Source organism: Brevibacillus nitrificans (assembly GCF_003710965.1).
GTDB lineage: Bacteria > Bacillota > Bacilli > Brevibacillales > Brevibacillaceae > Brevibacillus > Brevibacillus centrosporus.
Genome location: NZ_RHHU01000015.1, coordinates 32301 through 58678 on the forward strand (window position 1 = coordinate 32301; position 26378 = coordinate 58678).

At 53.7% G+C, this 26378-nt stretch carries 22 protein-coding genes; 18 read left to right on the forward strand and 4 right to left on the reverse strand.

The window, feature by feature from the left end; genetic code table 11:
• Nucleotides 1-450 precede the first annotated feature (450 nt).
• The 12 genes from kdpF (at nucleotide 451) to EDM59_RS22310 (ending at nucleotide 15793) form a co-directional block, all read left to right on the forward strand.
• Nucleotides 451-528 carry a K(+)-transporting ATPase subunit F gene (gene kdpF, locus EDM59_RS31800; RefSeq protein ID WP_122925751.1) on the forward strand — a complete coding sequence of 26 codons (78 nt, stop codon included), beginning with the start codon at nucleotides 451-453 and terminating at the stop codon, nucleotides 526-528.
• A 46-nt stretch (nucleotides 529-574) separates the two neighbouring features.
• Complete coding sequence (gene kdpA, locus EDM59_RS22260; protein WP_122925627.1) at nucleotides 575-2248, forward strand: potassium-transporting ATPase subunit KdpA; 1674 nt, start codon at nucleotides 575-577, stop codon at nucleotides 2246-2248.
• A gap of 42 nt (nucleotides 2249-2290) precedes the next feature.
• Nucleotides 2291-4330 carry a potassium-transporting ATPase subunit KdpB gene (gene kdpB / locus EDM59_RS22265; RefSeq protein WP_122925628.1) on the forward strand — a complete coding sequence of 680 codons (2040 nt, stop codon included), beginning with the start codon at nucleotides 2291-2293 and terminating at the stop codon, nucleotides 4328-4330.
• A gap of 36 nt (nucleotides 4331-4366) precedes the next feature.
• The gene (gene kdpC / locus EDM59_RS22270) at nucleotides 4367-4927 is read left to right on the forward strand and encodes a potassium-transporting ATPase subunit KdpC (protein WP_122925629.1); all 561 of its coding nucleotides are present in this window, start codon (nucleotides 4367-4369) and stop codon (nucleotides 4925-4927) included.
• Nucleotides 4928-4940: 13 nt separating this feature from the next.
• Nucleotides 4941-7268 (forward strand): universal stress protein, encoded by a 2328-nt coding sequence (locus EDM59_RS22275; protein ID WP_122925630.1) that lies wholly within the window; start codon nucleotides 4941-4943, stop codon nucleotides 7266-7268.
• Nucleotides 7269-7283: 15 nt separating this feature from the next.
• Nucleotides 7284-8039 (forward strand): hypothetical protein, encoded by a 756-nt coding sequence (locus EDM59_RS22280; RefSeq protein WP_122925631.1) that lies wholly within the window; start codon nucleotides 7284-7286, stop codon nucleotides 8037-8039.
• A 36-nt stretch (nucleotides 8040-8075) separates the two neighbouring features.
• A complete protein-coding gene (locus EDM59_RS22285) occupies nucleotides 8076-8960 on the forward strand; it encodes an arginase family protein (protein WP_246011188.1) in 885 nt (294 codons plus the stop codon).
• Between the two features lie 39 nt (nucleotides 8961-8999).
• Nucleotides 9000-9962 carry a sporulation protein gene (locus EDM59_RS22290; RefSeq protein WP_122925632.1) on the forward strand — a complete coding sequence of 321 codons (963 nt, stop codon included), beginning with the start codon at nucleotides 9000-9002 and terminating at the stop codon, nucleotides 9960-9962.
• Nucleotides 9963-10383: 421 nt separating this feature from the next.
• Nucleotides 10384-11064: a sporulation membrane protein YtaF gene (gene ytaF, locus EDM59_RS22295; protein WP_122925633.1), complete on the forward strand. Its 681-nt coding sequence runs from the start codon at nucleotides 10384-10386 to the stop codon at nucleotides 11062-11064.
• A gap of 105 nt (nucleotides 11065-11169) precedes the next feature.
• The gene (locus EDM59_RS22300) at nucleotides 11170-13974 is read left to right on the forward strand and encodes a calcium-translocating P-type ATPase, SERCA-type (RefSeq protein ID WP_122925634.1); all 2805 of its coding nucleotides are present in this window, start codon (nucleotides 11170-11172) and stop codon (nucleotides 13972-13974) included.
• 44 nt (nucleotides 13975-14018) lie between these two features.
• Nucleotides 14019-14723: a sporulation protein YunB gene (gene yunB, locus EDM59_RS22305; protein WP_122925635.1), complete on the forward strand. Its 705-nt coding sequence runs from the start codon at nucleotides 14019-14021 to the stop codon at nucleotides 14721-14723.
• Between the two features lie 86 nt (nucleotides 14724-14809).
• Nucleotides 14810-15793: a copper amine oxidase N-terminal domain-containing protein gene (locus tag EDM59_RS22310; protein WP_122925636.1), complete on the forward strand. Its 984-nt coding sequence runs from the start codon at nucleotides 14810-14812 to the stop codon at nucleotides 15791-15793.
• A 4-nt stretch (nucleotides 15794-15797) separates the two neighbouring features.
• On the opposite strand, the gene EDM59_RS22315 is transcribed toward EDM59_RS22310, so the two are convergent.
• Nucleotides 15798-16973, reverse strand: coding sequence for an MFS transporter (locus EDM59_RS22315; protein ID WP_246011189.1), 1176 nt, complete (start codon nucleotides 16971-16973; stop codon nucleotides 15798-15800).
• Between the two features lie 77 nt (nucleotides 16974-17050).
• Entirely contained in the window at nucleotides 17051-17578 is a 528-nt protein-coding gene (locus EDM59_RS22320) for a GNAT family N-acetyltransferase (RefSeq protein WP_122925638.1), read from the reverse strand.
• A gap of 179 nt (nucleotides 17579-17757) precedes the next feature.
• On the opposite strand from EDM59_RS22320, the gene EDM59_RS22325 reads away from it, so the two are divergent.
• Both EDM59_RS22325 and EDM59_RS22330 read left to right on the forward strand, forming a co-directional pair.
• Entirely contained in the window at nucleotides 17758-18822 is a 1065-nt protein-coding gene (locus EDM59_RS22325; protein ID WP_122925639.1) for a sensor histidine kinase, read from the forward strand.
• Nucleotides 18823-18824: 2 nt separating this feature from the next.
• Entirely contained in the window at nucleotides 18825-19481 is a 657-nt protein-coding gene (locus EDM59_RS22330) for a response regulator (protein ID WP_122925640.1), read from the forward strand.
• 73 nt (nucleotides 19482-19554) lie between these two features.
• On the opposite strand, the gene EDM59_RS22335 is transcribed toward EDM59_RS22330, so the two are convergent.
• Both EDM59_RS22335 and EDM59_RS22340 read right to left on the reverse strand, forming a co-directional pair.
• Nucleotides 19555-20319: a LytR/AlgR family response regulator transcription factor gene (locus EDM59_RS22335; protein ID WP_122925641.1), complete on the reverse strand. Its 765-nt coding sequence runs from the start codon at nucleotides 20317-20319 to the stop codon at nucleotides 19555-19557.
• A gap of 16 nt (nucleotides 20320-20335) precedes the next feature.
• Complete coding sequence (locus EDM59_RS22340) at nucleotides 20336-22006, reverse strand: LytS/YhcK type 5TM receptor domain-containing protein (protein ID WP_122925642.1); 1671 nt, start codon at nucleotides 22004-22006, stop codon at nucleotides 20336-20338.
• 301 nt (nucleotides 22007-22307) lie between these two features.
• Here EDM59_RS22340 and EDM59_RS22345 point away from each other — a divergent pair, with 301 nt between their 5' ends.
• The 4 genes from EDM59_RS22345 (at nucleotide 22308) to EDM59_RS22360 (ending at nucleotide 26327) form a co-directional block, all read left to right on the forward strand.
• On the forward strand, nucleotides 22308-23624 hold the full coding sequence (locus EDM59_RS22345) for an MFS transporter (protein ID WP_122925643.1): 1317 nt from the start codon (nucleotides 22308-22310) through the stop codon (nucleotides 23622-23624).
• A 353-nt stretch (nucleotides 23625-23977) separates the two neighbouring features.
• Nucleotides 23978-24145: a cytochrome c oxidase subunit 2A gene (locus EDM59_RS22350; protein WP_122925644.1), complete on the forward strand. Its 168-nt coding sequence runs from the start codon at nucleotides 23978-23980 to the stop codon at nucleotides 24143-24145.
• Between the two features lie 24 nt (nucleotides 24146-24169).
• Nucleotides 24170-24637, forward strand: coding sequence for a cytochrome c oxidase subunit II (locus EDM59_RS22355; protein ID WP_122925645.1), 468 nt, complete (start codon nucleotides 24170-24172; stop codon nucleotides 24635-24637).
• Between the two features lie 16 nt (nucleotides 24638-24653).
• Entirely contained in the window at nucleotides 24654-26327 is a 1674-nt protein-coding gene (locus EDM59_RS22360) for a b(o/a)3-type cytochrome-c oxidase subunit 1 (RefSeq protein ID WP_122925646.1), read from the forward strand.
• The last annotated feature ends 51 nt before the right edge of the window (nucleotides 26328-26378 follow it).

Sequence of the window (26378 nt, forward strand, 5' to 3'; positions counted from 1 at the left end):
CTATTCGAGGAGGCCTTTTTTGTTGCCATTTTGGCAGGAGAGAAGACTTTTGCTCGAAACATTCTGCAGGTCTTTTTGTTTTGCCTCAAAAAAGAATAAGCCGTTATGAAGAAAAAGGAAACGGGAGACAAAACGCAAAGAGGGCAAACCACTGCCAGCTGGGCGTTCGGTAGACCAATGAGTACTTTTTCTCCGGGGAAAGATCGTTAAGGCCGCGTGATGCAAACGGGAGCGTTCGTTTGTTTCGCCTGCCCTGCCACTATATGGCGATCTATCGGGGAAATGGTAAGCATTGGTCTATTTTATTGCCGTTTTCGTACAAGAATCGAAGAAGGAGGGGGAAGAAATGGACGCAGTTTCCATATTGCTCTTGGCGCTTTCATTTGGTGTATTTTCCGGATTCATCCAATTTTGTGACGCCGTGGTGAGAGAACAGGGAGGGAAAGAACAATGATCTTGCTGCTGTTGATCATGGCGGCACTTGCCTTGTATCTGTGCCACGCCTTGATCTATCCGGAAAAATACTAAAGGATCGCCTGAGTGATTTTATACAGAGACGTAAGGAGGAACTGTCGTGGATTTTCTGCAAATAGCGTTGGTTTTGGTCGTGCTGCTCGTGCTGGCCATACCGATGGGGCGATATTTGTCTCGTGCATTCGCGTTGGAAGAGACCCGGTTGGATCGCCTGTTTGGCGGACCGGAGCGGCTGATTTACAAGGTGGGAGGGATACGGCTGGCGGACATGAGCTGGAAGCAGTACGCAATGGCAATTCTCGTCAGCAACATCGTGATGGTCGCGATTGCTTATATACTGCTGCGGCTGCAAGGTATACTGCCCGCCAACCCAAGTGGGATTGCAGCGATGGAACCACTGCTGTCGTTCAACACCGCTGTCAGCTTTTTAACCAATACCAATCTGCAGCACTACAGCGGGGAGAGCGGACTGTCTTATCTCTCCCAAATGATGGTCATTATTTATCTGATGTTTACCACGCCGGCGACAGGTATCGCTGTCGTCATGGCATTCATGCGTGGGCTGACAGGCAAGCGCAGCATCGGGAACTACTACGTGGACCTGATCCGAGCGCACACGCGGGTACTGATCCCGCTGTCGATCATCGTGACTCTGCTGCTCGTCTCACAAGGCGTTCCGCAGACGATGGAACCGACGGCGACAGCGACGACCATTACGGGAGCGGAACAGCAAATTGCGCGTGGGCCTGTCGCTTCGCTCGTCTCGATCAAGCATTTGGGTACAAACGGCGGCGGTTTTTTCGGAGTCAACTCGGCGCATCCGTTTGAAAACCCGACGCCACTGTCCAACGTGCTGGAGATTTTATCGATGTTTCTGATCCCGGCGTCGCTGCCTTTTGCCTTCGGATTCATGTTGAAGAACCGCAAGCAGGGCTGGATGATTTTTGGCGCCATGGGAGTTATGTTTCTCGCCTTTTTGTCTCTCGCGTATTTTACCGAGGTAAACGGCAATCCGGCATTGGAGCGCGCCGGCCTGTCTCAGACGATGGGCAGCATGGAAGGGAAAGAGGTTCGCTTTGGGATCGCGCAGACGGCTTTGTTTACGGCTGTCACGACGGCAGCTACTACCGGAACGGTCAACAACATGCACGATACACTGACGCCTCTCGGTGGGCTGGTGCCACTTGGCGAAATGATGTTCAACTGCGTCTTTGGCGGTGATGGGGTGGGTACGATCAACATCCTCATGTACGCGATCCTGGCCGTATTTATCGCGGGTCTGATGGTCGGGCGCACTCCTGAATTTTTGGGGCGCAAAATCGAAGGCAGGGAAATGAAGCTGATCGCCGTCGCGATTCTGGTGCACCCGTTGATCATTCTAGCTCCTACCGCGATTGCCTTGGCGACAGACATGGGTACTGCTGGGATTTCAAACCCAGGCTTCCACGGCATCTCGCAGGCGCTCTATGAATTTACTTCATCGGCAGCCAACAACGGTTCGGGCTTTGAAGGACTGGGAGACAACACGCCGTTTTGGAACATTTCAACCGGTCTGGTTATGCTGTTTGGCCGTTACATTTCCATTATCGCCATGCTGGCAGTAGCGGGTTCCCTGATTGCCAAAACGCCGGTACCAGAGACGATGGGGACGCTTCGCACAGACAATAACGTGTTTTTGGTCATCCTCATTGCTACCGTCGTGATTGTGGGGGCACTGACTTTCTTGCCCGTGCTGGCTTTGGGACCGATCGCAGAATGGCTGACCATCCGCTAGAGCGTAAGAGCTTGAAAATGACAGAGTCAAAGGAGAATAACGATGAGCAAAACGCGCACGGTTGCGCTTCCCAAAGATTTGTATCGGCAGGCGATTGTCGAGTCCTTTAAAAAACTGGACCCGCGCGTCATGATGAAAAATCCGGTGATGTTTGTGGTGGAGGTAGGGTTTGTCATTACCCTGCTCCTCACCTTCTTCCCGAGCCTGTTTGGAGGAGAGTCAAAGCCCCTCTTCAATGGTGTCGTTACGTTTATTCTCTTCGTAACGATCCTGTTTGCCAACTTCGCTGAGTCATTGGCGGAAGGGAGAGGAAAAGCACAAGCGCAGAGCCTGAAAAAGACCAAGCAGGAGACAAAGGCGCGCCGGTTGGCTAAAGACGGCACTACGCAAATGGTCCATTCCACCGAGCTGCGCAAAGGGGACATCGTTATCGTCGAAACAGGCGAGCTGATCCCAAGTGACGGGGAAATCATCGAAGGGGTAGCCTCCGTAGACGAATCGGCCATTACGGGTGAGTCGGCCCCTGTCATCAAAGAGGCGGGCGGGGATTTCAGCTCGGTTACCGGAGGCACGCGTGTCGTCAGCGACCAGATCCGGATACGCATTACGAGTGATCCGGGTGAATCGTTCCTCGATCGCATGATTTCGCTGGTAGAAGGAGCAAAACGACAAAAGACGCCGAATGAGATCGCGCTTAATACCCTTTTGGTCAGCTTGACCTTGATCTTTCTGATTGTGTGCACGACACTGCTGCCGATTGCGGGATTTGTGAATGCAGCCATTCCGGTTGCCACACTGATTGCCCTGCTCGTTTGCCTGATTCCGACTACGATTGGCGGATTATTGTCTGCGATCGGAATAGCCGGGATGGATCGTGTGACGCAATTCAACGTCATCGCGATGTCAGGGAAAGCGGTAGAGGCATCCGGCGACATCAACACGATCATTTTGGATAAGACCGGTACGATCACGCATGGGAACCGGATGGCAGCGGAGTTTGTGACCGTCGGAAGGGCCAAACTGGAAGTGCTGAATAGAGTAGCAGCACAAAGCTCACGGTACGATGAAACGCCAGAAGGCCGCTCTGTCATTGAGCTGGCGAAGAAGCAAGGGCTGTCTGGCGAAGCGCTGGATCTGCCCGGCTCTGAAGGCGTAGAGTTCCGTGCCGAAACCCGCATGAGCGGTACGAATTTGGCAGACGGTACGCTCATTCGCAAAGGAGCTGTCGATGCGATCAAAAAATACGTAAGTGAACAGGGCGGTAGTATCCCTGCTGATCTGGAGACGAAAGCAAATGCAATCGCGGTAGCTGGGGGTACGCCACTGGCTGTCGTGGAAGGCAAGACGATTTTAGGATTGATTTATTTGAAAGATACCGTCAAACCGGGGATGCGTGAGCGCTTTGATGAGCTGCGCCGGATGGGGATTCGCACAGTGATGTGTACAGGTGACAATCCGCTGACGGCAGCGACCATTGCCAAGGAAGCGGGCGTCGATGACTTCGTGGCGGAGGCGAAGCCGGAAGACAAGATCGCTCTCATCCGCAAAGAACAGGCAGAGGGCAAGCTGGTCGCGATGACCGGTGACGGAACGAATGACGCGCCAGCGCTCGCACAGGCGGATGTCGGCTTGGCGATGAACTCCGGTACGGTAGCGGCGAAAGAAGCGGCGAATATGGTCGATCTGGACTCCGACCCGACGAAAATCATCGAGGTGGTTGCGATCGGCAAGCAGCTGCTCATGACCCGCGGCGCTCTGACCACCTTTAGTATCGCAAACGATGTGGCGAAGTATTTTGCGATCATCCCGGCGATGTTCATGCTGGCGATCCCGCAAATGAGTGCGCTCAACATCATGAATCTGGCAACACCGCAAAGTGCGATTCTGTCGGCTTTACTCTTCAATGCGATCATTATCCCACTCTTGATTCCGCTGGCGATGAAGGGTGTCAAATACACGCCGATGAGTGCGTCGAAGCTGCTCAGCCGCAATCTCGTGGTCTATGGGCTGGGGGGCATTCTCGTACCGTTCATCGGGATCAAGCTGATTGACATGATACTCGCGGCGTTTCGCCTGGTGTAATCATCATTTACGCAAAGAAAGCAAAGGTGAAGATCTATGTGGCTTACCAATCTGCGTCTAAGTCTCATTCTGTTAGTGATTTGCGGTCTTGTCTATCCGCTGGCGATGACGGGAATATCCGGGGTCATCATGCCGGCAAAAGCGAGCGGCAGTCTGATCACTGATGCCTCGGGCAAGGTGCTCGGCTCTGAACTGATCGGCCAAAGCTTCACGGATCCGAAGTACTTTTCCGGCCGCATTTCTTCTATAGAAAACAACGCAGCTGGCTCTGGCTCCAATAACTACGCACCGTCCAACCCTGCGCTTATCGAACGGACACAGAAGGATTTGGCCGCTTTTCTACAAGCCAATCCAGGTGTCAAGCAGGAGGATATCCCGGCTGATTTGCTGACCAACTCCGGTTCCGGTCTTGACCCGCATATTTCTCCGCAGGCAGCCCAGGTACAGGTAGAACGTATTGCCAAGGCACGAAACCTGGATACTGCCAAGCTTCGGAAACTGATTGAGGAACAGACAGAAGGCAGAAGCCTAGGGGTATTCGGTGAGCCGCGTGTCAACGTGCTGAAGCTGAATCTGGCACTGGATCAACTAGGGTAAGGAGAGCGAGAGCATGGCTGAGCAGTTTCGGAGGAAGTCCCCTGAAGAAATTCTGCAGTCCATTTCCAACATGCATCGGGGAAGGCTGAAAATCATCCTCGGGGCCGTGAGCGGCTCTGGCAAGACCTATCATTTGCTGATGGAAGGACAGAGCTTGAAGAAAAAGGGGATCGATGTGGTGGTCGGCATACTGGGGGCAGCCACGCATCCGAAGCTGGCCGAGCAGCTCGAGGGGCTGGAGAACGTACCGTCGATTGCATGGATGACGCAGGGAGAAGAAAAAGCGGACCTGGACGTAGCTGCTATCGTAGCACGTGATCCCGAGGTCGTACTCGTAGATGGTCTCGCTCATCGCAATCGTGTCGATGCTCCCAGACAGACGCGTCTGGACGACGTGCTGTACTTGCTCAATCGCAATATCAGCGTGATTGCCACCGTCAACATTTACGAGCTGGCTGGCATGAAGGAGCTGGCGGAACGCTTGACCAAAGCGGAAGTACGTATTGACCAGTGCGTGCCGGAGGATACCCTCGCTTTGGCCGATGAAGTGAAGCTTTTGGATGTGACCCCGGAATCGATGCTGAAACGGCTGGAGGAAGGAAATATTGATGCTGCGAAAACGCCGAATCCCCTGTTTCGGCGAGATAATCTGCACGTCTTGCGGGAGCTGGCCCTGCGGTTTGTTGCCAATGGTGTCAACGAAGCTTTGGAGGACTATCGGGAAAAGCACGGGATGGTCGGAGCGTCGGGGGCGACGGAACGTGTGCTGGTATCCGCTCAGTACCATTGGAATGGCTCGATCCTGGTCAGAAGAGGCCAGCAGGTAGCCAAACGACTCGGCGGAGAGCTTTTGGTCGTCTGCTTTCGGTCATCGACAAAAAAGCTGACAAAGGAAGAAGCGACCTTTCGCCGTTCCATCAGCAAGCTGGTCGAAAAAGTAGGCGGCGTATTCGAGGAGCGCCCCTTGCAGAGGGATACGAATGTAGCAAACGAGCTGGTAGCCTATGCTACGGAAAACAACGTGACACGCATTGTGATGGGACAGTCCAAGCGCACGCGATGGGAAGAGATCTGGAATGGCTCTATCATCCACCGAATATTGCGGAAGACGAGGAACGTCGACATCTTGATTGTGGCAGACCGTTCGGAGCGGGATGGCGAGCGGGTACTGCCAACAAAGCGAAGTGTCGCGAAGCCGAATCCCTATCGGCGTTTGTCCGAGGAAGAGGTCGAGCAGGAAATCGGAAAAATTCGCCTGGGGACACTGAAGGTTTATGTGGGGGCTGCGCCCGGAGTGGGAAAGACGTACACGATGCTACGGGAAGGAAACGAGCTGGCGAGAAAAGGCATTGATGTAGTGATCGGCCTGCTGGAGACCCACGGGAGAAGGGAAACGCTCGAGCAGGTAGGCGCTCTCCCTACCATCGCCCGCAAACAAATTCCGTACAAGAACGTGGTGCTCGAGGAGATGGACACGGATGCCATCATTCGCCGCAATCCGGAAGTGGTGCTGGTCGATGAGCTTGCCCATACCAACGTGCCGGGAAGCATCAACGAAAAGCGCCACCAAGATGTAGAGAGGATTTTGGCGGCGGGTATTTCCGTGATTTCTACGATGAATATCCAGCATCTGGAGAGCTTGAACGACAGTGTGGAGCAGATCACGGGCATTCGTGTGAGAGAAACGGTACCGGATCACATTCTCCACCAGGCACAGGAGGTAGAGCTGATCGATATCTCACCCAAAGCCTTGCGTCAGAGGATGCGCGAGGGGAATATCTACGCTTTCGAAAAGGTAGAGCAGTCCCTGAATCACTTTTTCAAGACAGGGAACCTGATCGCTCTACGAGAGCTGGCTTTGCGCGAAGTGGCAGACGATGTCGATGAGCGGCTGGAGGCTTGGGAGAGGCGGACGCTTCGCGGGCCGTGGCGTCAGCAGGAAGTTATTTTTGTCTGTGTCAACCTGCGGGCAGACAGCGAGCGTCTGATAAGGAGAGGGTTTCGCATCGCTTATCGCTTAAAGGCCAAGTGGTTTGTCGCCTATGTGCAGGACCATGAGCCCTTGACTGCGGAGGAGGGGCAGCAGCTGGAAAAGCTGAAGAAGCTGACAGAGAGGCTCGGCGGGACCTTTGAACAAGGGAGAGCGGCCAGTCGGCGCAAGGTCTTTACCCAGCTCGTCAGCCAGATGAACGCGCGGCAAGCAACTCAAGCCGTCATCGGACAATCAGCGAGGACGAGGTGGAAGGAAATACGGGAAGGATCTGTGATTCTGCGGTTGCTGCGGGAGGTTCGCCACATGGATGTGCTGGTCGTAGCTGATCATACACCCGACATCGGATAAGGGAGGTTTTTTCAAATGGGTGGGGAGAAGGAACGAAGATGGGAGCAGAGCATGGCGGACGCCTTTCAACAGCTGGAGTCGTATGTAGAGGGGCATGGAGTTCAGGACGAGGAACAGGCAGAGCCTTGTGTGGAAAAGCAGCTGTTTGCGCTGCTCACCCGGGTTTATTTAGACGAGGAAGAGATTCGTGTGAGACAAAAGCTGAAACGCAAGTCCTCGCAGCGAATCTCGCGTGTCATTCATGAAAAGGTGGGTGTTTTTCTCTCAAGGTGGCTGCCCGGCTACGAGTTTTACGCGATGGACGGCTTGCTTTTTGTCAAAAAGGACGAAGAGATCGTGGCTGTACTTAAATGCATCCCGGATTTGGGCAGCTACGATACCCACTCCTGGAATGCGACGATCACTCGATTTGTGAAGCAGTATCAAAAGCGGTATCACCTGGCTCCGGAGCGGCTGCTGTTTGTCGTCTGCTCGCTATCGAAGAGCCTGGATGCCGCGCATGCCAAGGAATTGACGGGAATCGAGGTGTGGACGGGCACGGCGCTCACGGCACCTGCGTACCGGGAGGCGCTGCAGGCGTATGTGGGCAAATGTGTAGAAACGATTGCTGCACTGCCCATCCCCGCCCAACAGGTTTATTTTCTGAGCGGCGATGTGCATCCCAACGCACTGGCCTGTCAATTGCTCCAAGGAGAAGCGGCAAATTTTCCTGATCGCTGGCTGCGTCCATCCGTCAGTGAGTTAATCCAGTTTTTGGATGGCAAGCTGTGATATACTGATGGCGTTTACAGCAGTAATCAGGAGGGATTGGCGATAAAAGTAAATGTGGTGGGGATACCTCATTTTGCTGGGGCGTTTGTTTCGGGGACGGAGCTTGCGCCAGACGCACTGCGAAAGGCTGGTCTGGTGGAAAAGATGCAAGGGCTGGGGCTGGAAGTACAGGATACAGGAAATCTGAAGCTTCCGGATTATTTGCCGCGGCACAATATTCCGCCGGTTCGCAATTGGCCTGCTCCGCGCATGCTGTGGGACTTGCTCACAGAAGAGGCACGCAGCTGGTTGAAGGGTGAGGATTTTGCCCTTCTGCTCGGGGGAGATTGCAGTACGATCGTAGGCACAGCGGCAGCCTTCAGCCAGTTGTATGGAGAAAAAGCATACTTGCTGGTGATCGACGGCCATTTCGATGCGGTTCGTCCCACTGCGACTCGCTGCATCGGGGCTGCGGGCATGGGACTCTGGTTTTTGCTGCAGGGCCGTGATATGTGGATCGCGGACACTGGCTGGACGGCAGAGCGAATGACAGTGATTGGCTGTCAGGAGCAGCCCGTGCAGAACTATGGCGTAGAGATCGTTACACTGGCCCAGCTTCGCTCGGGTGATTTGCTGGATTGGGTCCGGATCGTTCTGGAGAAAATTCCGGCAGATGCGAAACTGCTTGTCCATTTCGACGTAGATGTAATGGATGAAGAAGCGATGGCTGCCGCGTACGCACCGAGCAAAGTCGGACTATCTCTGGCAGAGGCCGAACGGTTGGTGACAGCGGTGGTGCAAGATCGACGCGTAGTGGGCCTCGAAGTAACGGAGTTTTCTGCGTTGCGAGACACGACAGGAGAACAGGCGGAAAGACTTGTTCATTTGCTGGCGAATGTATTGTCTACTCGCGCGAGAGCAGCTTCTTCTGATACACTATAGATATAAGTGATTGCTTATGAGTGGAGGAGGAGAAGCTTTATGCTGAAAAAGCTGATGGCTAAATTGGGTGTAGGAGCAGCAAAGGTAGATTTGCAGCTGGATCGTTCCGGGTATCGCCTCGGGGAAACAATGACAGGTGTCGTGCGAATTGAAGGCGGCAATGTCGAGCAGAGCATTAGCGATCTGAGCGCGGTACTGATGATGAAGGCTTATGTAAAGGGGCAGGAAGTGCGGAAGGCCGTTCAGCTGTACCCGGTACGAAGCCATTTCACGGTTCAGCCAAAGCCTGCTGTTCAGGAGATCCCGTTTGCTTTTGAATTGCCGGAAGGTTTGGCTATGTCCACGCCGTCCATTCAATATTTCCTGCATACGAAGCTGGATGTCGAGATGGCGCTGGACCCGACGGATATGGACTTCATCCAGGTGCTCCCGCCTGAGCCGGTAGAGCGTGTCCTGCAAGCCTTAGAGCGTCTTGATTTGCGCCAAAAGCAGGACTCCGGAAAGCTGACCCCATATGGCCAGGAGTTTTCCTTTTTCCCGGCTGCCCAGCTGGGGATACCGCTGAAGGAGCTGGAGGTCATCTTCTTCTCGGCGCCAGGTGAGCTGAAGCTGCTGGTCGAGCTGGACCTCGCTACAGGCTTCTTGAGACGCGAAGTGGAGTACAAAGCGGAAATCGTGGTCCCGCAAGGACTGCTTCAGCCAGGGCAGGAAGAAGAGCTCTCCCGTTTCCTGCTGGAGACCATTCGTGAATACGCGAACAACCCAAGCGCAATCCCGTACGTGTCCATGGCCGCTTACCGCCAAGGCCAATACGGCCATCACAGCCACCGCGGCAGCGGAATGGGCGGCATGATCGGCGGTATGGCAGCAGGCTTCCTCGGAGGAATGCTGCTCAATGAAATGATGTTCGGTGACGAGGAAATGGCCTCGGAGGATGACATGGGCGGAGACGAAGGCGACGACGGCGGCTTCGACTTCGGTGGATTTGACGAAGAACTGTAAGAATAGACACGAATAGGAAAAGCCATCACTTGCCTATGATGAGGCAGGTGGTGGCTTTTTTGTAGGTGGCTCGGGTTTGCCGGTCATTACTTCTTTGAATTGGATTTTACTTCCCCCCCCCTGAATCCACTTTCAAAAACGCCGCCAAGGAAAACGGAGAAAAAAACGGAGGTCTTAGGGACACAGCTGAGGCGCAATGAAAAAAGAGGAACATTTTTTTTGCGTCCAACGTGCGGACGCTCCTGGAGACGGCTGCTTTTGGACGCGGTTCCTCTTTTGAGTGGAGCCGTGCAGGAATGCCCCCCGCGCAGGTGGCCCTACGAACCGCAGTTTTTTTCTCCGTTTTCCACCCCGTTTTCCAAGCACATAGGATAGGCCAACAGCGTATACCTAATAGGCAACGAGAAAGAGGTGACCATATATGAGCGGATGGCTCTCGCTCCTGCTCGTTTCCCTGGCCATCAGTATGGACAGTGTCAGTGTAGGGTTGACGTATGGGCTGCGCAAAATGAGAATGCCGTTCCTGTCGCTTATCGTCGTGTCGGGTTGTTCGTTTGTCGTCGTTTATGGTGTCATGATGATTGGTTCGTCCCTGACGTATTGGCTCACTCCGGAGATCGGAAAGCAAATCGGGGCAGCTGTTTTGATTGTGATGGGATTGTTTACGCTTTGGAGGCTTGTTTCTCCCCGCTCTACCGCTGAGGAGGAGCAGAGCGCAAAAGTGGATGTAGCGTTCGTGGAAAAAGAGGGAGAGCCCGAGTGGACGGTGCTCTCGCAATTTCGCGTATTTGGCGTGATGATTCAGATTCTTCGCGATCCCGCCCAGGCGGATACAGACCGTTCGGGGCATATCATGGGCTGGGAAGCCGTCATGCTCGGGTTGGCGCTGTCGCTGGATGCCTTTGGAGCGGGGATCAGCCTGACCTTCCTCGGCTATTCTCCTTTGGTGGTCGCTCTTTGCATCGCCGTGATGAGCGCGTTGCTGCTGCAGATTGGCCTTACACTGGGGCGTCGTGCCGGGCAAAGCAAATGGATTTCCAAGCTGACCTGGCTGCCGCCGATTCTCTTGATCTGCATTGGGGTTGCGAAAAGTTTTAAATAGCGGATATTCATCTGCCCGTCCCAAGCACAAGGGACGGGTTGTTTTATTTTGTGGCTCGTCTGCATACATATCAGAAGGAGTGAGAAGTGGATGGAGGAGATGTAGGTGGATACACAGCCAATTCGAAAATGGTACACGCTGGCGGCGACAGACGTGACCGAAGCCCTTCACAGCGATGCGGCGCAGGGATTGACTCAGCAGGAGGCGGAGCGGCGACTGGCAAAGCAAGGTGCCAACCAGTTGGCTGAAAACAAGCGCAAGCCTCTCTATACAGTCTTTCTCGATCAATTTAAGGATTTTATGGTACTCATCCTGTTCATCGCCACATTGATTTCTTACTTTCTCGGGGAGTACCTGGACGCCATCACGATCATCGCGATTATCATCATCAACGGGATTCTCGGTTTTATACAGGAGGCGCGGGCGGAGCGGTCCTTGCAAGCGTTGAAAGAGCTGGCTTCGCCCATGGCGAGGGTGATGCGGGAAGGGCACCTGGCGATGATCCCTGCCTCTCGTCTAGTACCGGGGGATTTGGTATGGCTCGAAGCGGGGGACCGCGTGCCTGCTGACATGCGTCTGCTTGCGGCCAATCGTCTGGAGATCGAGGAGTCGGCACTGACCGGGGAATCGGTGCCCGTCAGCAAATCGATTAAGCGACTGGAGGTTACAGCTGCAGCCCAAGTGCCGCTTGGCGATCAGAAAAACTTGGCCTTTATGGGAACGATGGTGACGGGGGGAACAGGGAGCGGCATCGTTGTCGCCACGGGCATGGGCACGGAAATCGGGAAAATCGCCCACCTGATGAATACAGCCGAGGAAGCGGAAACGCCTCTCCAGCTGCGTTTGGAGCAAATGGGCAAAATTCTCGTTGTCGTAGCGGTGCTGCTCACCATTGTCGTGATCGGGGCAGGGGTGTGGCATGGTCATGAGCTGTTTACGATGTTCCTCGCCGGGGTTAGCTTGGCGGTTGCCGCGATTCCGGAAGGGCTCCCTGCGATTGTGACAGTTGCGCTGGCGCTGGGTGTACAGCGGATGATTCGCCGCAATGCGATCGTGCGCAAGCTGCCCTCGGTGGAGACACTCGGCTGCGCTTCTGTCATTTGCTCGGATAAGACAGGTACCCTCACGCAGAACAAGATGACCGTCACGCAGGTTTGGCACAGCAATACCTTGTATGAGGTAAGCGGCAGCGGCTACGCGCCGGAGGGCTCCTTTTTGCTGCAGGGCAAAGCTGTTTCTCCTACTCGTGATGGCGCGCTTAACCAGATTCTTCGGATTGCAGAGCGATGCAACAACGCACGTCTGACCTGCGAAGAACAGAGCACGCGCAATTTGCTGGGGATAGGGAAAACGACACGCTTTTGGCATGTCGTGGGAGACCCGACAGAAGGAGCACTCAAGGTCCTCGCGGCAAAAGGACAAAACGGGTCTGTTGATCGGGGGAAGATGGGTCACCAATCGGTGCGCGTAGAGGAGCTGCCGTTTGATTCCGATCGGAAAATGATGTCTGTCGTGGAGAAAGGAGCGGACGGCGTTCATTCTCTGCTTACCAAAGGTGCGGTGGAAGCTGTATTGGCACGTTCCACGCACATCCTGTGGAAAGGCGAGCTGCAGCCGCTCTCGGCGACCATTCGCCATCAAGTCCTGGAGCAAACGGAGCTCATGGCGGGGAAAGCGTTGCGCGTCTTGGCGTTTGCCTACAAGACCATGCAGGGCTACCGTCCCGGTCAGCCTATCGGCTCGGTGGAAAACAACCTCGTGTTTGTCGGGGTAGCAGGCATGATCGACCCGCCTCGCGAGGAGGTTCGCCCGGCGATCAATCTGTGCCACCAGGCGGGAATCAAAACCGTCATGATTACCGGTGACCATAAAGTGACGGCTGAGGCGATCGCCAAACAAATCGGGCTGGTAAGAGGCTACGGCGAGGTGCTGGAGGGGCGTGACCTGGATAATTTGTCCGACGCGCAGCTGTCCGAATACGTAGAGCGAGTCTCGGTCTATGCACGTGTGTCGCCGGAGCACAAGCTGCGCATCGTACGCGCCCTGCAGAGCAAAGGGCATGTCGTGGCGATGACCGGAGACGGAGTGAACGATGCTCCTGCCATCAAAACGTCGGACATCGGCATTGCCATGGGGATTACGGGTACCGATGTCACGAAGGAAGCCGCCGCGCTCGTGCTGCGTGACGACAACTTCGCGACGATCGTCGCAGCTGTAGAGGAAGGGCGCAACATCTACGACAACATCCGCAAATTCATTCGCTACCTGCTGGCGTCCAACGTGGGTGAGATCCTCGTCATGTTTTTCGCGATGCTGTTGGGCCTGCCGCTGCCGATGGTGCCGATTCAGATTCTGTGGGTCAACCTCGTTACAGATGGCTTGCCCGCTATGGCACTGGGGGTCGATCAAGCGGAGGCCGATACGATGTACCAGCGCCCGCGGAATAAAGCGGAAAACATCTTTAGCAGAGGACTCGGATGGAAAATCATCAGCCGTGGCTTCCTGATCGGGGCGATGACGCTCCTTGCCTTCTGGCTGACACTGCGCGAGGATCCAAACAATCTGGTGCATGCCCAAACAGTCGCTTTCGTTACGTTGGTCATGGCTCAGCTCATTCACGTATTTGATTGCCGCAGCCAGTACAGCGTCTTTCACCGCAATGTGTTTGAAAACAAGTATCTGGTCTGGGCGGTTATTTCTTCGCTGGTGCTCGTTCTCGGGGTCGTCTACATCGATGCGCTGCAGCCGATATTCAAAACAACGGACCTGTCCTTCCGCGATTGGGCACTGATCCTGGTCACTTCTGGAGTCCCTACCTTTGTGGCGGGAATCGGGGGAGTTCTGGCAAGCGGCAGACCGAAGACCAGCAAGCAAAAACGCTCGTCCATGCGTACCGTGCGTCCTGACTAACCGAAGCGGTTTCTCGCCGTGGAGCAGGAAAGAGGGTTGGGAGCGTGCGTAAGAAAACAGGCGGGTGGCGAAGACGGGGCAGGAGAATACTGGCTGCGACTTTGTTCACCATCATCGGATTATTCGTACTGTTTCTGTTGGCAGAAAAGCAGATTGAACCTACGCTGATGCTGATCGCCCAGGCGAAAGCCGACCAGGTGGCTAAGCTGGCTATCACAGACGCGATTACCAAAAGGCTCAGCCAGCAAGGACTGGATTTCAATCAGGTCGTGCTGATGGAAAAGGATCAGGCGGGGAATATCAAAGCCGTTAATTTCAACTTTCGGGAGTATTCCCGCATTGTTGGGGAGACGACTGCTCGGATTCAAAACAGACTCAAGGAATTTGAGAGCGAAAACGTCAAGATGTCCGTTCCGCTAGGCGTAGCGACGAGAAACGCATTTCTCGAGCATCTAGGGCCCGAGGTGCCGATCTCGTTTGTCCCTATCGGAGCAGTCAAGACCTGGCTGGAAACCGGCATGAAGCAAGCGGGCATCAACATGGTGCTGGTTACCGTCTACATTTACGTAGAAGTCGATCTGCGGGTCATTATCCCATTCGCAACCGACCAGCAGACGGTGACTACCCAGATTCCCATCACCGAAGCGCTGATTGTCGGCAAGGTTCCGACCTATCTCTACAACAATCCGTCAGGCAAGCCCGATGTGCCGATGCCGCGCAGCGGACAGATCATCCAGCCACAGCCGTAAAAATTATTTTGAAACGTTTGTTGCATGCTGTCGTCCAAGTTATAGAGACACTACACAATAGGAAAAACATTGGAGGCTGAAACAGCATGAAAACAATACGTACAGGCATGATGACGTTGGCGGCTCTGGCCGTTTTGGGAACAAACGTGGTATCGGCAACCTCCGAACCAGTAAAGGAACTTTCCGTTAATGTAAATGGACAGCATATCGAACAGGCAGCGATTTTTGATAAAGGTCAGCAAACGGTACTGGTTCCTCTGCGTGACGTAGCCGAGTCCCTCGGTTTCCAAGTAAAATGGAACGCAGAGCTGAAAGCGGCAGAAGTAAACAAAGGAGCGATCGCAAGCTACGCGAAAGTCGGCGAAGACCGCTACCCATTTGCGAAAATGTACAAAACATTGGGTGCAGAGCCGAAGCTGCTGAACGGCAACACCTACGTGCCAGTAGCTTTCGTCGATGAAATCCTGCAAGCGGAAGTAAACGTAACCGACGATGCCGTAACCGTGGTAGACGAGGAATCCGACGTGGCTCCTGTTCGCACCGGAACCATCACGACCCTCAATAAAAGCGAGGATGGCCGCGTATCCTTCCAGTTGAACGGATATGAGACGGGAATCATCCTGCACGTAGATAAAGATACCAAGATCACAACAGCTGACGGCAAAGAGCTGAAGCCAGAGGACCTGAAGCTGGGTATGGAAGTGGAAGCGACTCACCAAAAATTCATGGCGATGAGCATGCCGCCGCAATCTGGTGCCGTGAGCATCGTAGTAAAAAGCAGCCTGGAAACCCCTGAGGTCCTGGGTACAGCAGGCAAGGTGGTAAGCATCGAGAAAGACCAGGAAGGCACCTACAAAATGGTGGTAGAAGGACGCGCTCTGGCAGAGAATGCTCCTGAAAAAGTAGCGCTGATTATCAATGAAGCTACCAAAATCGTTAGCGCGAAAGACAACAAAACACTTACGCCAGAGGATCTGAAAGCAGACATGAACGTATTTGCTTACTATGGTCCAAAACTGACTCGCAGCCTGCCGCCAATCGGTGTTGCGGAGAAAATCGTCGTCGAATAAGGAATTAGAAGCGGAACGGCACAGGCTGTTCCGCTTCTTTTTGTCGTGGAGCGGAACGCAGACTGCACAGACCGGCGATGAGAGCAACGCCAGCACAAAGACAGGCGAGTACGGTGAAGCCCCAGGTCTGATACACAGGGCCGCCTACATACGAGCCAATCGTCATCCCGATGTACATGCCTGTGATGTTCCATGCCATGATTCTTCCGAGGTGGTCAGGGTATTCCCGTGCCAAACGGGATTGATACGAAGGAACAAAGGCATAGCCTACAAATGCCCAGAGGAACAGTAAGGCAAAAAGCCAGATTCCCTGCTGGTAGAACAAGCCTACAATGACGAGACAGGCGGTCAAAGTCAGCAGACTGGCAGATGAAATGGCTTTGGCCCCCCATTTGTCGGACAGGCTTCCCCCGTTCAGGCTGCCGAGCATGGCTCCGAACCCATACGCTATGAGAGAAGCGGCGATCTGAGAGGGACGAAAGCCGACATCCTCCGTCAGTGCCGTACCCAGATAGGTGTAGACGCCATACATGGCAGCCGCCCAGTAAACGGTGACCAGAACGGAGCGGAACATCAAAGCGACAGAGGGAGCCGAGCTTTGCGTAGATGCTCCTGAGTGATTTCGCTGCGGCCAAATGGCGAGGTTGATCCAGGCTAGCAAAAAGCTGACGGCGGCGATGAGCCAAAAGGTAATGCGCCAGCCGAGCTGGTCAGCGATCAAGGTGCCGATCGGTGTCCCTGCCCAAAGACCCGTCAGATTGCCGGAGACGACGACAGACAACCAGGCAGCTCTACGGTTAGCAGGAGCCAAATCACTGACGAGGGCATAGACACAAGGGGCGATTGCTGCCAATGCAAATCCTGCCACCGCTCGACTGATGAGCAGCATGCCAAAAGAATGGGCAAAGCCGGTCCACAGATTGGCGAGACAAAACAGGGTCAGTCCTCCCCAGAGCAGGAGGCGCCGTCGGGTTGAATAGCGGTCAAACAAAACGCCCATCAAAGGAGAGCCGCAAGCGTACATGATAGACATGGCCGTCACGAGCCAGCCAGCAACGGCGGGCGTCACGGCAAATTCCTCAGCGATGGATGGCAGCAGGGGTGAAACGATAAAGACATCTGTCCCCACGATGAACAAGGTAAAGGCGCCTGTGATCAACCAGACGGCAGCGTTCTTCACGACATCCCATTCCTCCTGACAGAGCCGTGCAAAATAGATGCTTCTATCAGTTATATGGGGAGATGGGATGGGGGTGCCTACAACTGCGTGGAGGGATCAAGGGGATAAGCCATGCAAAAAACGCGTCCGAGCTTCTCTGAGACACGCTCTTCGTAGGTAGTAAAGCCATACGCTTCATAAAAGGGTATGACAGCCTGATTCTTTTCCAAGACAGCGAGATGAAGAGAATGATAGCCGTTTTCCCGATACCAAGCGGTCAGGCAATCGAGAAACTCTTTGGCGTAGCCTCTCCCCTGCGCCCGGCTGTCGATCATGATCAATCCAAGCCACGGATGTCCGTCGCGCGGGTTTTTCAGAATAAATTGGGCGATGCCGATCAGGGAATCACTGGATGCCTCGCGCAAGCAGTAGCTGTACGAATCGGCAAAAGCCAGGTTCTCTGCATGATCCTGAGCAACGGCTTCCATAGAGACAGTGCGCTGCCCAAAGGAGTATTCCATGAAATCAGGATTGGAATTGTACACGGCGAGCAGCGCGGGAAAATCACATTCGGTAACAGGTGTAAAAGCCAGGCGGCGGCTGGCGCGGGGAAACGGTGTAGGCATAAACGACACTCCCAAATCCAAATTTAGTTAGACGATAATCTAATTAGATAATAAACGAAATAGATAAAGAGTCAATAGTCATACAAGTCCAGCCTGAGGTTAAGGGAATTCCCCGATACACTTTCTTGCCCGTAAACTCTACAATAGCGGTATGGAGATTGTCTTACGAGGAGGAGCGCATGAGTACGTGGAGAGAAGACCTGGATACGTCCAGTGAAATGTTTTCGCTGATGCAGTCCATCTTTGCGAACGTCAGCGATGCCATCCTGGTGGTAGACCGCGACGGGTTGATCGTAAAGGTCAATGCCGCACTAGAGCAAATGACAGGCTGGACCGAGAAAGAATTGGTCGGGATCAAACATATTTGTGAGCTTTGTCTGGGGATGGCGACTTGCATGGAAGAGACGTCCTGTGCCGATTGTTTCTTCAAGCAGGTGCAGATGCCATCCTTTGAGATGCGCCTGCGAACTCGTGACGGCAGGGATTATCCCGTAGCAGCGAGCTCTGCGAGATTGCCTGATGGCGCAAACGGCGAGCTGGTGATGGTGATCCGGGACATGTCCGCCCAGCAGCGCGCAGAAAAAGAGCGCTACCAGCACAAGCTGACGAACTACGCGATTGCTGCGCAGGAGGAAGAGCGCAAGCGTATTGCTCGCGAGCTGCACGATGGGGTTGGTCAGGCTCTTTACAGCATTTTGGTAGGATTGAACGTCGTCGGGCAAGGACATTTGAGCGACCCGATCCGGCAGCATGTAAATGATCTTTTGCAGATGACTTCCAAGGCGATGGAAGAGGTAAAGCGGATGGCGCTTGAGCTGCGTCCCTCCGCGCTGGATGACTTGGGGCTTTTGCCGGCATTGCGCTCCTTGATGAAGCGGGTAGAGAAAAGCTTTGACATCCAGGTGGAGCTGCATGTTCAGGGAGAGCGACGGCGCTATTCGGCGGCGATGGAAACGGCTCTCTACCGAATCGTTCAGGAGGCAATGACCAACACGGCCAAATACGCAAAGGCAAGTCAGCTGGGGATCGTGTTTGAGGACAGAGAAAAAGAAGTTGTGGTGACGATCGTAGATGATGGCGTCGGCTTTGAGGTAGAGAAGGCTTTGCATACGGGCAAGGGCTTGGGTATTTTCGGTATGAAGGAACGGGCACAGCTGCTAGGAGGTACAGTGGACATCCGGTCAGCTCCTGACGAGGGTACGACTGTCATCGTGCGCATTCCGGTTTCAAAGGAGGAGACGTAAACATGGCTATTCGCGTGCTGATCGCTGATGATCACGCCATCGTCCGTTCAGGGCTGGGGATGCTGATCAACGCCCAGGAGGATATGGAAGTCGTAGGGTACGCAGCAGATGGAAAGGAAGCGTGCGAGAAAGCGGGAGAGCTCCACCCGGATGTCGTGCTGATGGACCTGAGCATGCCCCCGGGGGAAAACGGTTTGACGGCAACCGCCAGACTGAAGGAGACGGCACCGGATATCCAGGTGCTCGTCCTGACCATGCATGATGATGAGGAGTATTTGTTCCGCGTCTTGCAGGCGGGTGCGGCAGGCTATATCCTCAAAAGCGCTCCGGACCTGGATCTTATCGCCGCGATCCGCTCCGTTCAGAAGGGAATGGCGTACCTGTATCCTTCTGCGACGAAATCGTTGATCGAGGAATTTTTGCAGATGGTGAAAAGCGGCGAGGAACAGGCGAAATACGAAATTCTCACCGAGCGGGAAAAGGAAGTGCTCGTGCTGATCGCCAAGGGCTTCAGCAACAAGGAAATTGCGGAGCAGCTGACTGTATCCGTGAAAACGGTAGAATCGCATAAGGCACATATCATGGAGAAGCTGCACCTGCGTACGCGGCCCGATCTGGTTCGGTACGCGATTAAAAAAGGGTGGCTCGATTTTGAATAGCACCCTGCACGAAAAACGGAGCGTAAGAGGCTGGTTCGACCGCCTTACGCTCCGTTTTTGTTTGCCATGCGATTCACAGATTCATCATGCTGCGAAATACCTTCGTCTTCCCTCGGCTGACGGGAATTTCGGTCTGGCTATTATCGTTCATCTTGATCAAGTACGTGTTGTTGAACCAGGGAATGATTTCTTTGATCTGGCGCAGATTTAAAATATAGTTCCGGTGGCTTCTGAAAAAATGACCGGAGCGGTTTAAAATAACCTCGAGTTCATTTAAGGAGCGGTCCCATTTTTCGACGGTGTCCTTCGTCGCAATAAACAAGTCTCGCTCCCGGACAAAGGCGAAATAAATGCTGCTGACAGGGATCGGGATGATCTTGTTGTTTTTGCGGATACAGACCTGCTCGTCCAGAATTGCCCCCACCCCTGCAGGGTCACCCGAGGTGGGCGCGCGCTCGTATCCGTCCGGTTTATGCAAAAGGGTCTTCACTTTCTTGATCGCATCATCCAGCTGCGACTCCAGGATCGGTTTGGTGAGATAGCCAACAGCAGGAGTCGAAAAGGCTTCCAGCGCGTGCTCATGAAACGCAGTCGAAAAAACGATCAGCGGTGGCCGCGACAGCTGGCTCAACTTTTGAGCAAATTCCAGGCCGCTCATCCCGGGCATTTGAATATCGAGAAAGAGCAGGTCAGGCTCCGAATTGACGATATGGGGAAGGGCATCAATCGGATTGTAATGAATGGAAATCACATCGATATCGATATACTTTTTCAGCAAATATTCCAATTCGGAGCAAATAGCAGGCTCATCATCGATAATCATCGTTTTCAAGAACATACGGATGCACATCCTTTCAAGAAGCGGTTAACGGGGCGGCAAAAGAAACAATCGTTCCGACGCCAGGCGTGCTCTGGATTTGCAGACCGTACTCTTTTCCGTAGATGGATTGCAGCCGCTGATGAACATTGGACAAGCCAATTCCCCGTGATTGATGATTCCAAATCTCAGCCAGGCGCTCTTCGCTGATTCCCACCCCGTTGTCTTCGATGCTGATTTTTACATCATGACCGGATGCCTCCACACGTATCGTGAGGACGCAGTCGCTGATTTTGGGGAATAGGCCGTGGTGAATGGCGTTCTCGACGATTGGCTGCAGCGTCAGGATCGGCAGCTTTCGATCAAGCAGGGCTTCCTCTATTTCCATGTTCACCTTCAGGCGGTTGGCGAATCGGACCTTCTCGATTTCCAGATAAGACGTAATTCCGTCCAGCTCTTCCTGCAAGCTGTGATAATTGCCTTTGCTTTTCAGATTGCGCCGGAAGATGTCGCTCAAATTGCCGATCAAGCTTCTCGCCTGTTCAGGGTTTGTCCGACAATAAGAGCTGATCGTGCCTAGCGTATTAAACAAAAAATGCGGGTTGATTTGCGCCTGCAGGGCATTTACCTCCGCTTGCTGCCGCATTTTGGACTGATGCTCGATTTCGGCCAGCTCGATTTGGACGGACAAGAGGTTGGCCAAGCCGTCCAGCAATTTCTGGCTGGTCTGGGACGATTGGAAGGAAGCGCTTTTCAAGAAAAATTGCAGCGTCCCGATCGGTTGATTTTGATGGTACAAAGGTGCGGCGATCACCGACTTTAGACGAAGCGAGCGGGGAGTGGATGGATTTTTGTCCAGACACACCAAAGCATTCTGCGTCAAAACAGATTCCGCCACCTGTACGCAAAGCGTCTCTTTTTGCACATAGTTTTCCAAAACGGCGCCTTTCGCGGCCAAAAGCTTCTCCCGGTCTGTAATCGCGACAGCATCGACCATGGCGATTTCACGGATGATTTCGGCCGTTTTTCCCGCAGAGGAAACAGTCAGCCCTGTCCGCAGGTGCGGCAGAGTCTGACTCGCGATGGACAGCGCCAGATTGGCACCCAAAGCGCCCGACTGGTCCTGCATCATTTTCATATTCAAAAAGATACGCGTGAAGATCAACAGTCCGATCACGGTCACGAGTGTCGTGGGAATGGCGATTTTCATTTCCAGCTCGAGTGCCGCTGAAAACGGTCTTGCGATGAGCAGCACCATCACTTTTTGAATCAGCTCGGCGACAAGGCCGACCAGCACGATATGCTGCCATTTCAAGCGAAACAGATTGATTTTGTTGCTGACCATTCCTCCGAAGACGCCCGCCATAACAGTCGAGATGGCACAGGCGGCAGCGGTAAAGCCCCCGATCGAATAGCGATGAATACCGCCAATGATACCGGCGATCAAGCCGACCACGGGTCCCCCGATCAATCCTCCCACAACTGCTCCGACAATGCGTGTATTCGCGAGAGCATCATTGATGCGGATGCCGTGTTCCGTTCCAATCACAGATAGGAAGCCAAACAGTGTGGAGAGGATCACGATCCGCTTCCAGTCGTTTTTTCCGTACACAATGTTTCGAAAATAATCCAGCTGGCCGATGATGAGGGAGATCACCGCGATCCCGGATATGTTTTCCAGCAGTCTCAGTAGCATGGTGAAAGTCATAATAGCCCCCTTATGGTAAAGAGTAGCTCGATCAGGAATATTAATCAACGCCATTCAAATGGGATTATTGGCAGGTCAGCAGCCGTTTTTGACCACTCGGGACGAGTTGATAGATACCGGGAAAATGATCGAACTAAAATAAGGACAGTTCAGATTATTCGAATCCGTTTCGGGGGAAAATGAAATCCCTTTCAAAGCAAATGATGCCCCTCTTGCGCATGCAAAGGTATTGTTTCATTTGCAAGCGGTTTCAATATCTCCGACACAGAAGGTTCGAAGCAAACAAGAGGAGGGTACAACAATGGCTCAATTGAGCGAACGCGAAAAGACGCGGCGTATCACCAGCAACATCTTTAAAGGCTCACTCGGAAACCTGATCGAATGGTACGACTGGTATGCTTATGCAGCCTTTGCGGTCTATTTTTCATCCCAGTTTTTCCCGAAAGGAGACCCGACCAGTCAGCTCTTGAACACAGCAGCGGTTTTTGCCATCGGATTTTTGATGCGTCCGATCGGGAGCTTGCTCCTGGGACGCTACGCTGACCGTCACGGCCGCCGTGCAGCGCTGACACTGTCTGTGACCATCATGGCCGGCGGTTCTCTGGTCATTGCCTGTACGCCGGGCTACGAAACGATTGGCGTTTTTGCTCCTATCATTCTCGTTTTGGCGCGTTTGCTCCAAGGGCTGTCGCTCGGTGGAGAGTATGGAACTTCGGCAACCTATCTGTCCGAGATGGCTGACAAAGGTCGCCGCGGCTTCTACTCCAGCTTTCAGTACGTTACACTGATCAGTGGTCAGCTGGTAGCGCTGGGTGTGCAGATTATTTTGCAGCAAATCTTGAGCGAAGATGCTATGCACACATGGGGCTGGCGCATTCCTTTCGTGATCGGAGCCTTCGGGGCATTAGCTGTTCTGTGGCTGCGCCGTAGTATGGACGAATCCGAGCAGTTTGAGAAAATGGGGACGAAAAGCCGGGACAAGGCGGGTACCTTCAAAGAGCTGATGAAGCATCCGAAGGCAGTCATGGCAGTAGTCGGTCTGACTCTCGGGGGAACGATCGCTTTCAACACGTACACGACCTATTTGCAAAAATTCATGGTGAATACAGTAGGATTGCCGAAAGAGGAAGTCAGCTGGATTAACTTTGTCGCCTTGCTCATATTCGTCATCCTGCAGCCGATTGCCGGCGCGCTGTCCGATAGGATTGGCCGACGCCCTCTGCTGATTGGCTTCGGGGTTCTGGGGACACTGTTTACCGTTCCGCTGTTCTTGCTCATGGAGCAGACCAAAAGCCCGTACATGGCTTTCCTCTTGATGCTGATCGGTCTGATCATCGTCACAGGCTATACATCGATCAACGCGATCGTAAAAGCCGAGCTGTTCCCAACGGAAATCCGCGCACTGGGTGTCGGCTTCCCGTACGGGGTAACCGTAGCGATCTTCGGAGGTACAGCGGAGTTCATCGCACTGTGGTTCAAGAGCATTGGGGTCGAGTCCCTCTTCTACTACTACGTAGCCGCTTGTGTTGCCTTGAGCCTCGTCGTCTACTGGCGCATGGGTGAATCCTCGAAGACTTCCAAGATCGAGGCTGAGCTCGAAGGCAAGCATACAGCGTAACGTAAGAACGGAAAAGCTTTCGTTCGTCATCAAAACAGGTAGGAACCGCCAGCTTCGTGCACACGCCAACGTGCCGGGCTGGCGGTTTTTTGTTCTGCAACGAAGATTCCGCCAAAAGGATTGCCGGAACCAAGTTTTCTACCTGAAATCCTTCCGACTATCAGAAGACCAGCCGTATGCTTGTGGGCTGGTCTTTTTGCTGTGTCAAACCTGTGACAGAAACTGGATAATATCAGGGTGTTTTCTCCCCACTTTAGGGGATTTCCCCGAATTACTTCGGCCGCTGCCACAGGATAGAATGAAGGCGTAAAGGAACGACGCCATGAAAGGCACAAAGAAAGGAGGAGAGCACGATGGAGACGCAGACAAACAGCCCGGAAAAGAAGAAGGGTCACAAGCAAACGGGCCCGCAGACAGAACCGGAAAATCTCAAGGGAACGTTTGCCGCTGTGCTGATCGTCGGAGGAATCATTCTCCTCAGTTGGTTTGGTGTTTTTGGCCTTTTCCTAGAGCGTGCATAAGAGGGGAAGCGAAGGAGGGTACGTATGCATTTGCATCGGTTTGAAAAAATTTGGTTGATGCTGGGTGCAGGTGGGTTGGCTTTGTTTATCCTGCTGCTTTGCGTGAACGCATTTGCGATGGGGATGGCTCCGCCCAGCAATATGGAAATGATTGATCCCAAGAAGGTAGCAGAGACACCGCCTTTTGATAAACCAGGCTTGAAGCAGGTAGGAGATAAAGAATACGACGCCTACATGACGGCCTTTGCGTTTGGGTTTTCGCCGACCAAAATGGAAGTCCCCGTAGGCTCGACGGTTAATTTTCACGTGACGAGCCCGGATGTGATCCACGGCTTCCAGATTCCTGGTACGAACGTCAATTTCATGGTCATGCCGGGACATATCAACTCGGCGACATACACCTTTGACAAGCCAGGTGAGTATTTGATCATTTGCAACGAATATTGCGGCGCCGGTCATCAGGTGATGGCGACGACGATCATCGTGAAATAGAGCGAGGTGATTTTACATGGTAATCGCACGAAAGGTTGATACAGATAGACTGCCTTCTACGGTTGCCCGTCCGGCAGCACGTCTCGGATTGTCGTATATCTGGGTGGCGTACATTGCCTTTGGGCTAGCGGCGCTTGCGGGTATGGTGCAGGGCATGGTGCGCGGCGGGATCATGGAGCTTCCCAGCTGGACGAATTACTATCAGATCTTGACGGCCCACGGTGTGCTGATGGCACTTATTTTTACGACGTTTTTCATCGTTGGCTTTCTTCTGACTGGTGTAGCGCGCACGACTGGAGGATCGCTTCACAAAACGGCTCTCGGGTGGGGCTGGGCTGGCTGGATCCTGATGGTAGTCGGCACGTTGATGGCTGTCGTCACGATCCTGATGAACGAAGCTTCGGTCCTGTACACGTTTTACGCTCCGCTGAAAGCATCTCCGTTCTTCTACATCGGGGCAGCGCTACTCGTCGTCGGCAGCTGGTTCGCAGGCTTTGCCGTCTTTGCCAGCTATCGCAAATGGAAACGGGAGCACCCGGGTCAGATTTCGCCACTCTTTGTGTTCATGTCGGTCACGACGTTTGTGATGTGGATTATCGCGACGCTTCCCGTAGCGGTCGAGGTTATTTTTCAGCTAATCCCTTGGTCGCTGGGCATCTCGCCGACGATCAACATCATGCTGAGCCGCACCTTGTTCTGGTTCTTCGGGCATCCGCTGGTTTACTTCTGGCTGATGCCGGCGTACATCGCGTGGTATGTATGTGTGCCGCGGATTATCGGCGGGCATGTTTTCAGTGACTCGCTCAGCCGTCTCGCATTTATCCTCTTGCTGCTGTTCTCGATTCCGGTCGGCTTCCACCATCAGCTGATGGAGCCAGGGATCTCGGCTGGCTGGAAAATGATTCACGTGACACTGACGCTGATTGTCGTCATTCCATCGCTCATGACAGCCTTCTCGATGTTTGCGATCTTCGAAACCACGGGACGCAAAAAGGGAGGAATCGGTCTCTTCGGCTGGCTGAAAAAGCTGCCGTGGACAGACGTACGCTTCTTCGCCCCGTTTGTCGGGATGCTCTTCTTTATCCCTGGCGGCGCAGGCGGTATCATCAACGCAAGTAACCAGATCAATGCGGTCGTGCACAATACGATTTGGGTTACCGGGCACTTCCACATCACCGTGGGAGCAGCCGTCGCACTTACATTCTTTGGGGTCAGCTTCTGGCTCATCCCAGTACTGACAGGACGGACTCTCACTCGCACGGCCAATCGGATGGGGATGGTCCAAACCGTATTCTGGGCAGTAGGGATGTTCCTGATGTCAACTGCCATGCACACAATGGGACTCTCGGGAGCTCCACGTCGGACTGACTATACGACCTACATGGATCATCCGACGGCATTGGGCTGGATGGATTATCAACGGGTGATGGCTTTTGGCGGAGGACTGCTGTTTGTAGCAGCGATCCTGCTGATTCTCATCCTCGTGTACCTGACCTTCTACGCGCCAAAAGGCTACACCGAGTATCCGATTGGGGAAACGGAAAAAGAGCAGCAGGTACCGCGCTTGCTGGAAAGATGGCCGGTATGGATTGGACTCGTCGCTTTCCTGATCGTCATGGCGTACGGCTATCCGATCATGGAGCAGATTCATCATCAGGCACCAGGCTCGCCGCCGTTCAAAACGTGGTGATTCAAAAATAATGGAACTGAAAAATCCACTCGTCTCATAAGAGCGAGTGGA

Excerpts from the sequence above, each read along its gene's own strand:
- kdpF (WP_122925751.1), top strand. The coding sequence starts at position 451 with ATGATCTTGCTGCTGTTGATCATGGCGGCACTTGCCTTGTATCTGTGC.
- kdpB (WP_122925628.1), top strand. The coding sequence starts at position 2,291 with ATGAGCAAAACGCGCACGGTTGCGCTTCCCAAAGATTTGTATCGGCAG.
- kdpC (WP_122925629.1), top strand. The coding sequence starts at position 4,367 with ATGTGGCTTACCAATCTGCGTCTAAGTCTCATTCTGTTAGTGATTTGC.
- EDM59_RS22275 (WP_122925630.1), top strand. The coding sequence starts at position 4,941 with ATGGCTGAGCAGTTTCGGAGGAAGTCCCCTGAAGAAATTCTGCAGTCC.
- EDM59_RS22280 (WP_122925631.1), top strand. The coding sequence starts at position 7,284 with ATGGGTGGGGAGAAGGAACGAAGATGGGAGCAGAGCATGGCGGACGCC.
- EDM59_RS22290 (WP_122925632.1), top strand. The coding sequence starts at position 9,000 with ATGCTGAAAAAGCTGATGGCTAAATTGGGTGTAGGAGCAGCAAAGGTA.
- ytaF (WP_122925633.1), top strand. The coding sequence starts at position 10,384 with ATGAGCGGATGGCTCTCGCTCCTGCTCGTTTCCCTGGCCATCAGTATG.
- EDM59_RS22310 (WP_122925636.1), top strand. The coding sequence starts at position 14,810 with ATGAAAACAATACGTACAGGCATGATGACGTTGGCGGCTCTGGCCGTT.
- EDM59_RS22320 (WP_122925638.1), bottom strand. The coding sequence starts at position 17,578 with ATGCCTACACCGTTTCCCCGCGCCAGCCGCCGCCTGGCTTTTACACCT.
- EDM59_RS22325 (WP_122925639.1), top strand. The coding sequence starts at position 17,758 with ATGAGTACGTGGAGAGAAGACCTGGATACGTCCAGTGAAATGTTTTCG.
- EDM59_RS22330 (WP_122925640.1), top strand. The coding sequence starts at position 18,825 with ATGGCTATTCGCGTGCTGATCGCTGATGATCACGCCATCGTCCGTTCA.
- EDM59_RS22335 (WP_122925641.1), bottom strand. The coding sequence starts at position 20,319 with ATGTTCTTGAAAACGATGATTATCGATGATGAGCCTGCTATTTGCTCC.
- EDM59_RS22340 (WP_122925642.1), bottom strand. The coding sequence starts at position 22,006 with ATGACTTTCACCATGCTACTGAGACTGCTGGAAAACATATCCGGGATC.
- EDM59_RS22345 (WP_122925643.1), top strand. The coding sequence starts at position 22,308 with ATGGCTCAATTGAGCGAACGCGAAAAGACGCGGCGTATCACCAGCAAC.
- EDM59_RS22350 (WP_122925644.1), top strand. The coding sequence starts at position 23,978 with ATGGAGACGCAGACAAACAGCCCGGAAAAGAAGAAGGGTCACAAGCAA.
- EDM59_RS22355 (WP_122925645.1), top strand. The coding sequence starts at position 24,170 with ATGCATTTGCATCGGTTTGAAAAAATTTGGTTGATGCTGGGTGCAGGT.
- EDM59_RS22360 (WP_122925646.1), top strand. The coding sequence starts at position 24,654 with ATGGTAATCGCACGAAAGGTTGATACAGATAGACTGCCTTCTACGGTT.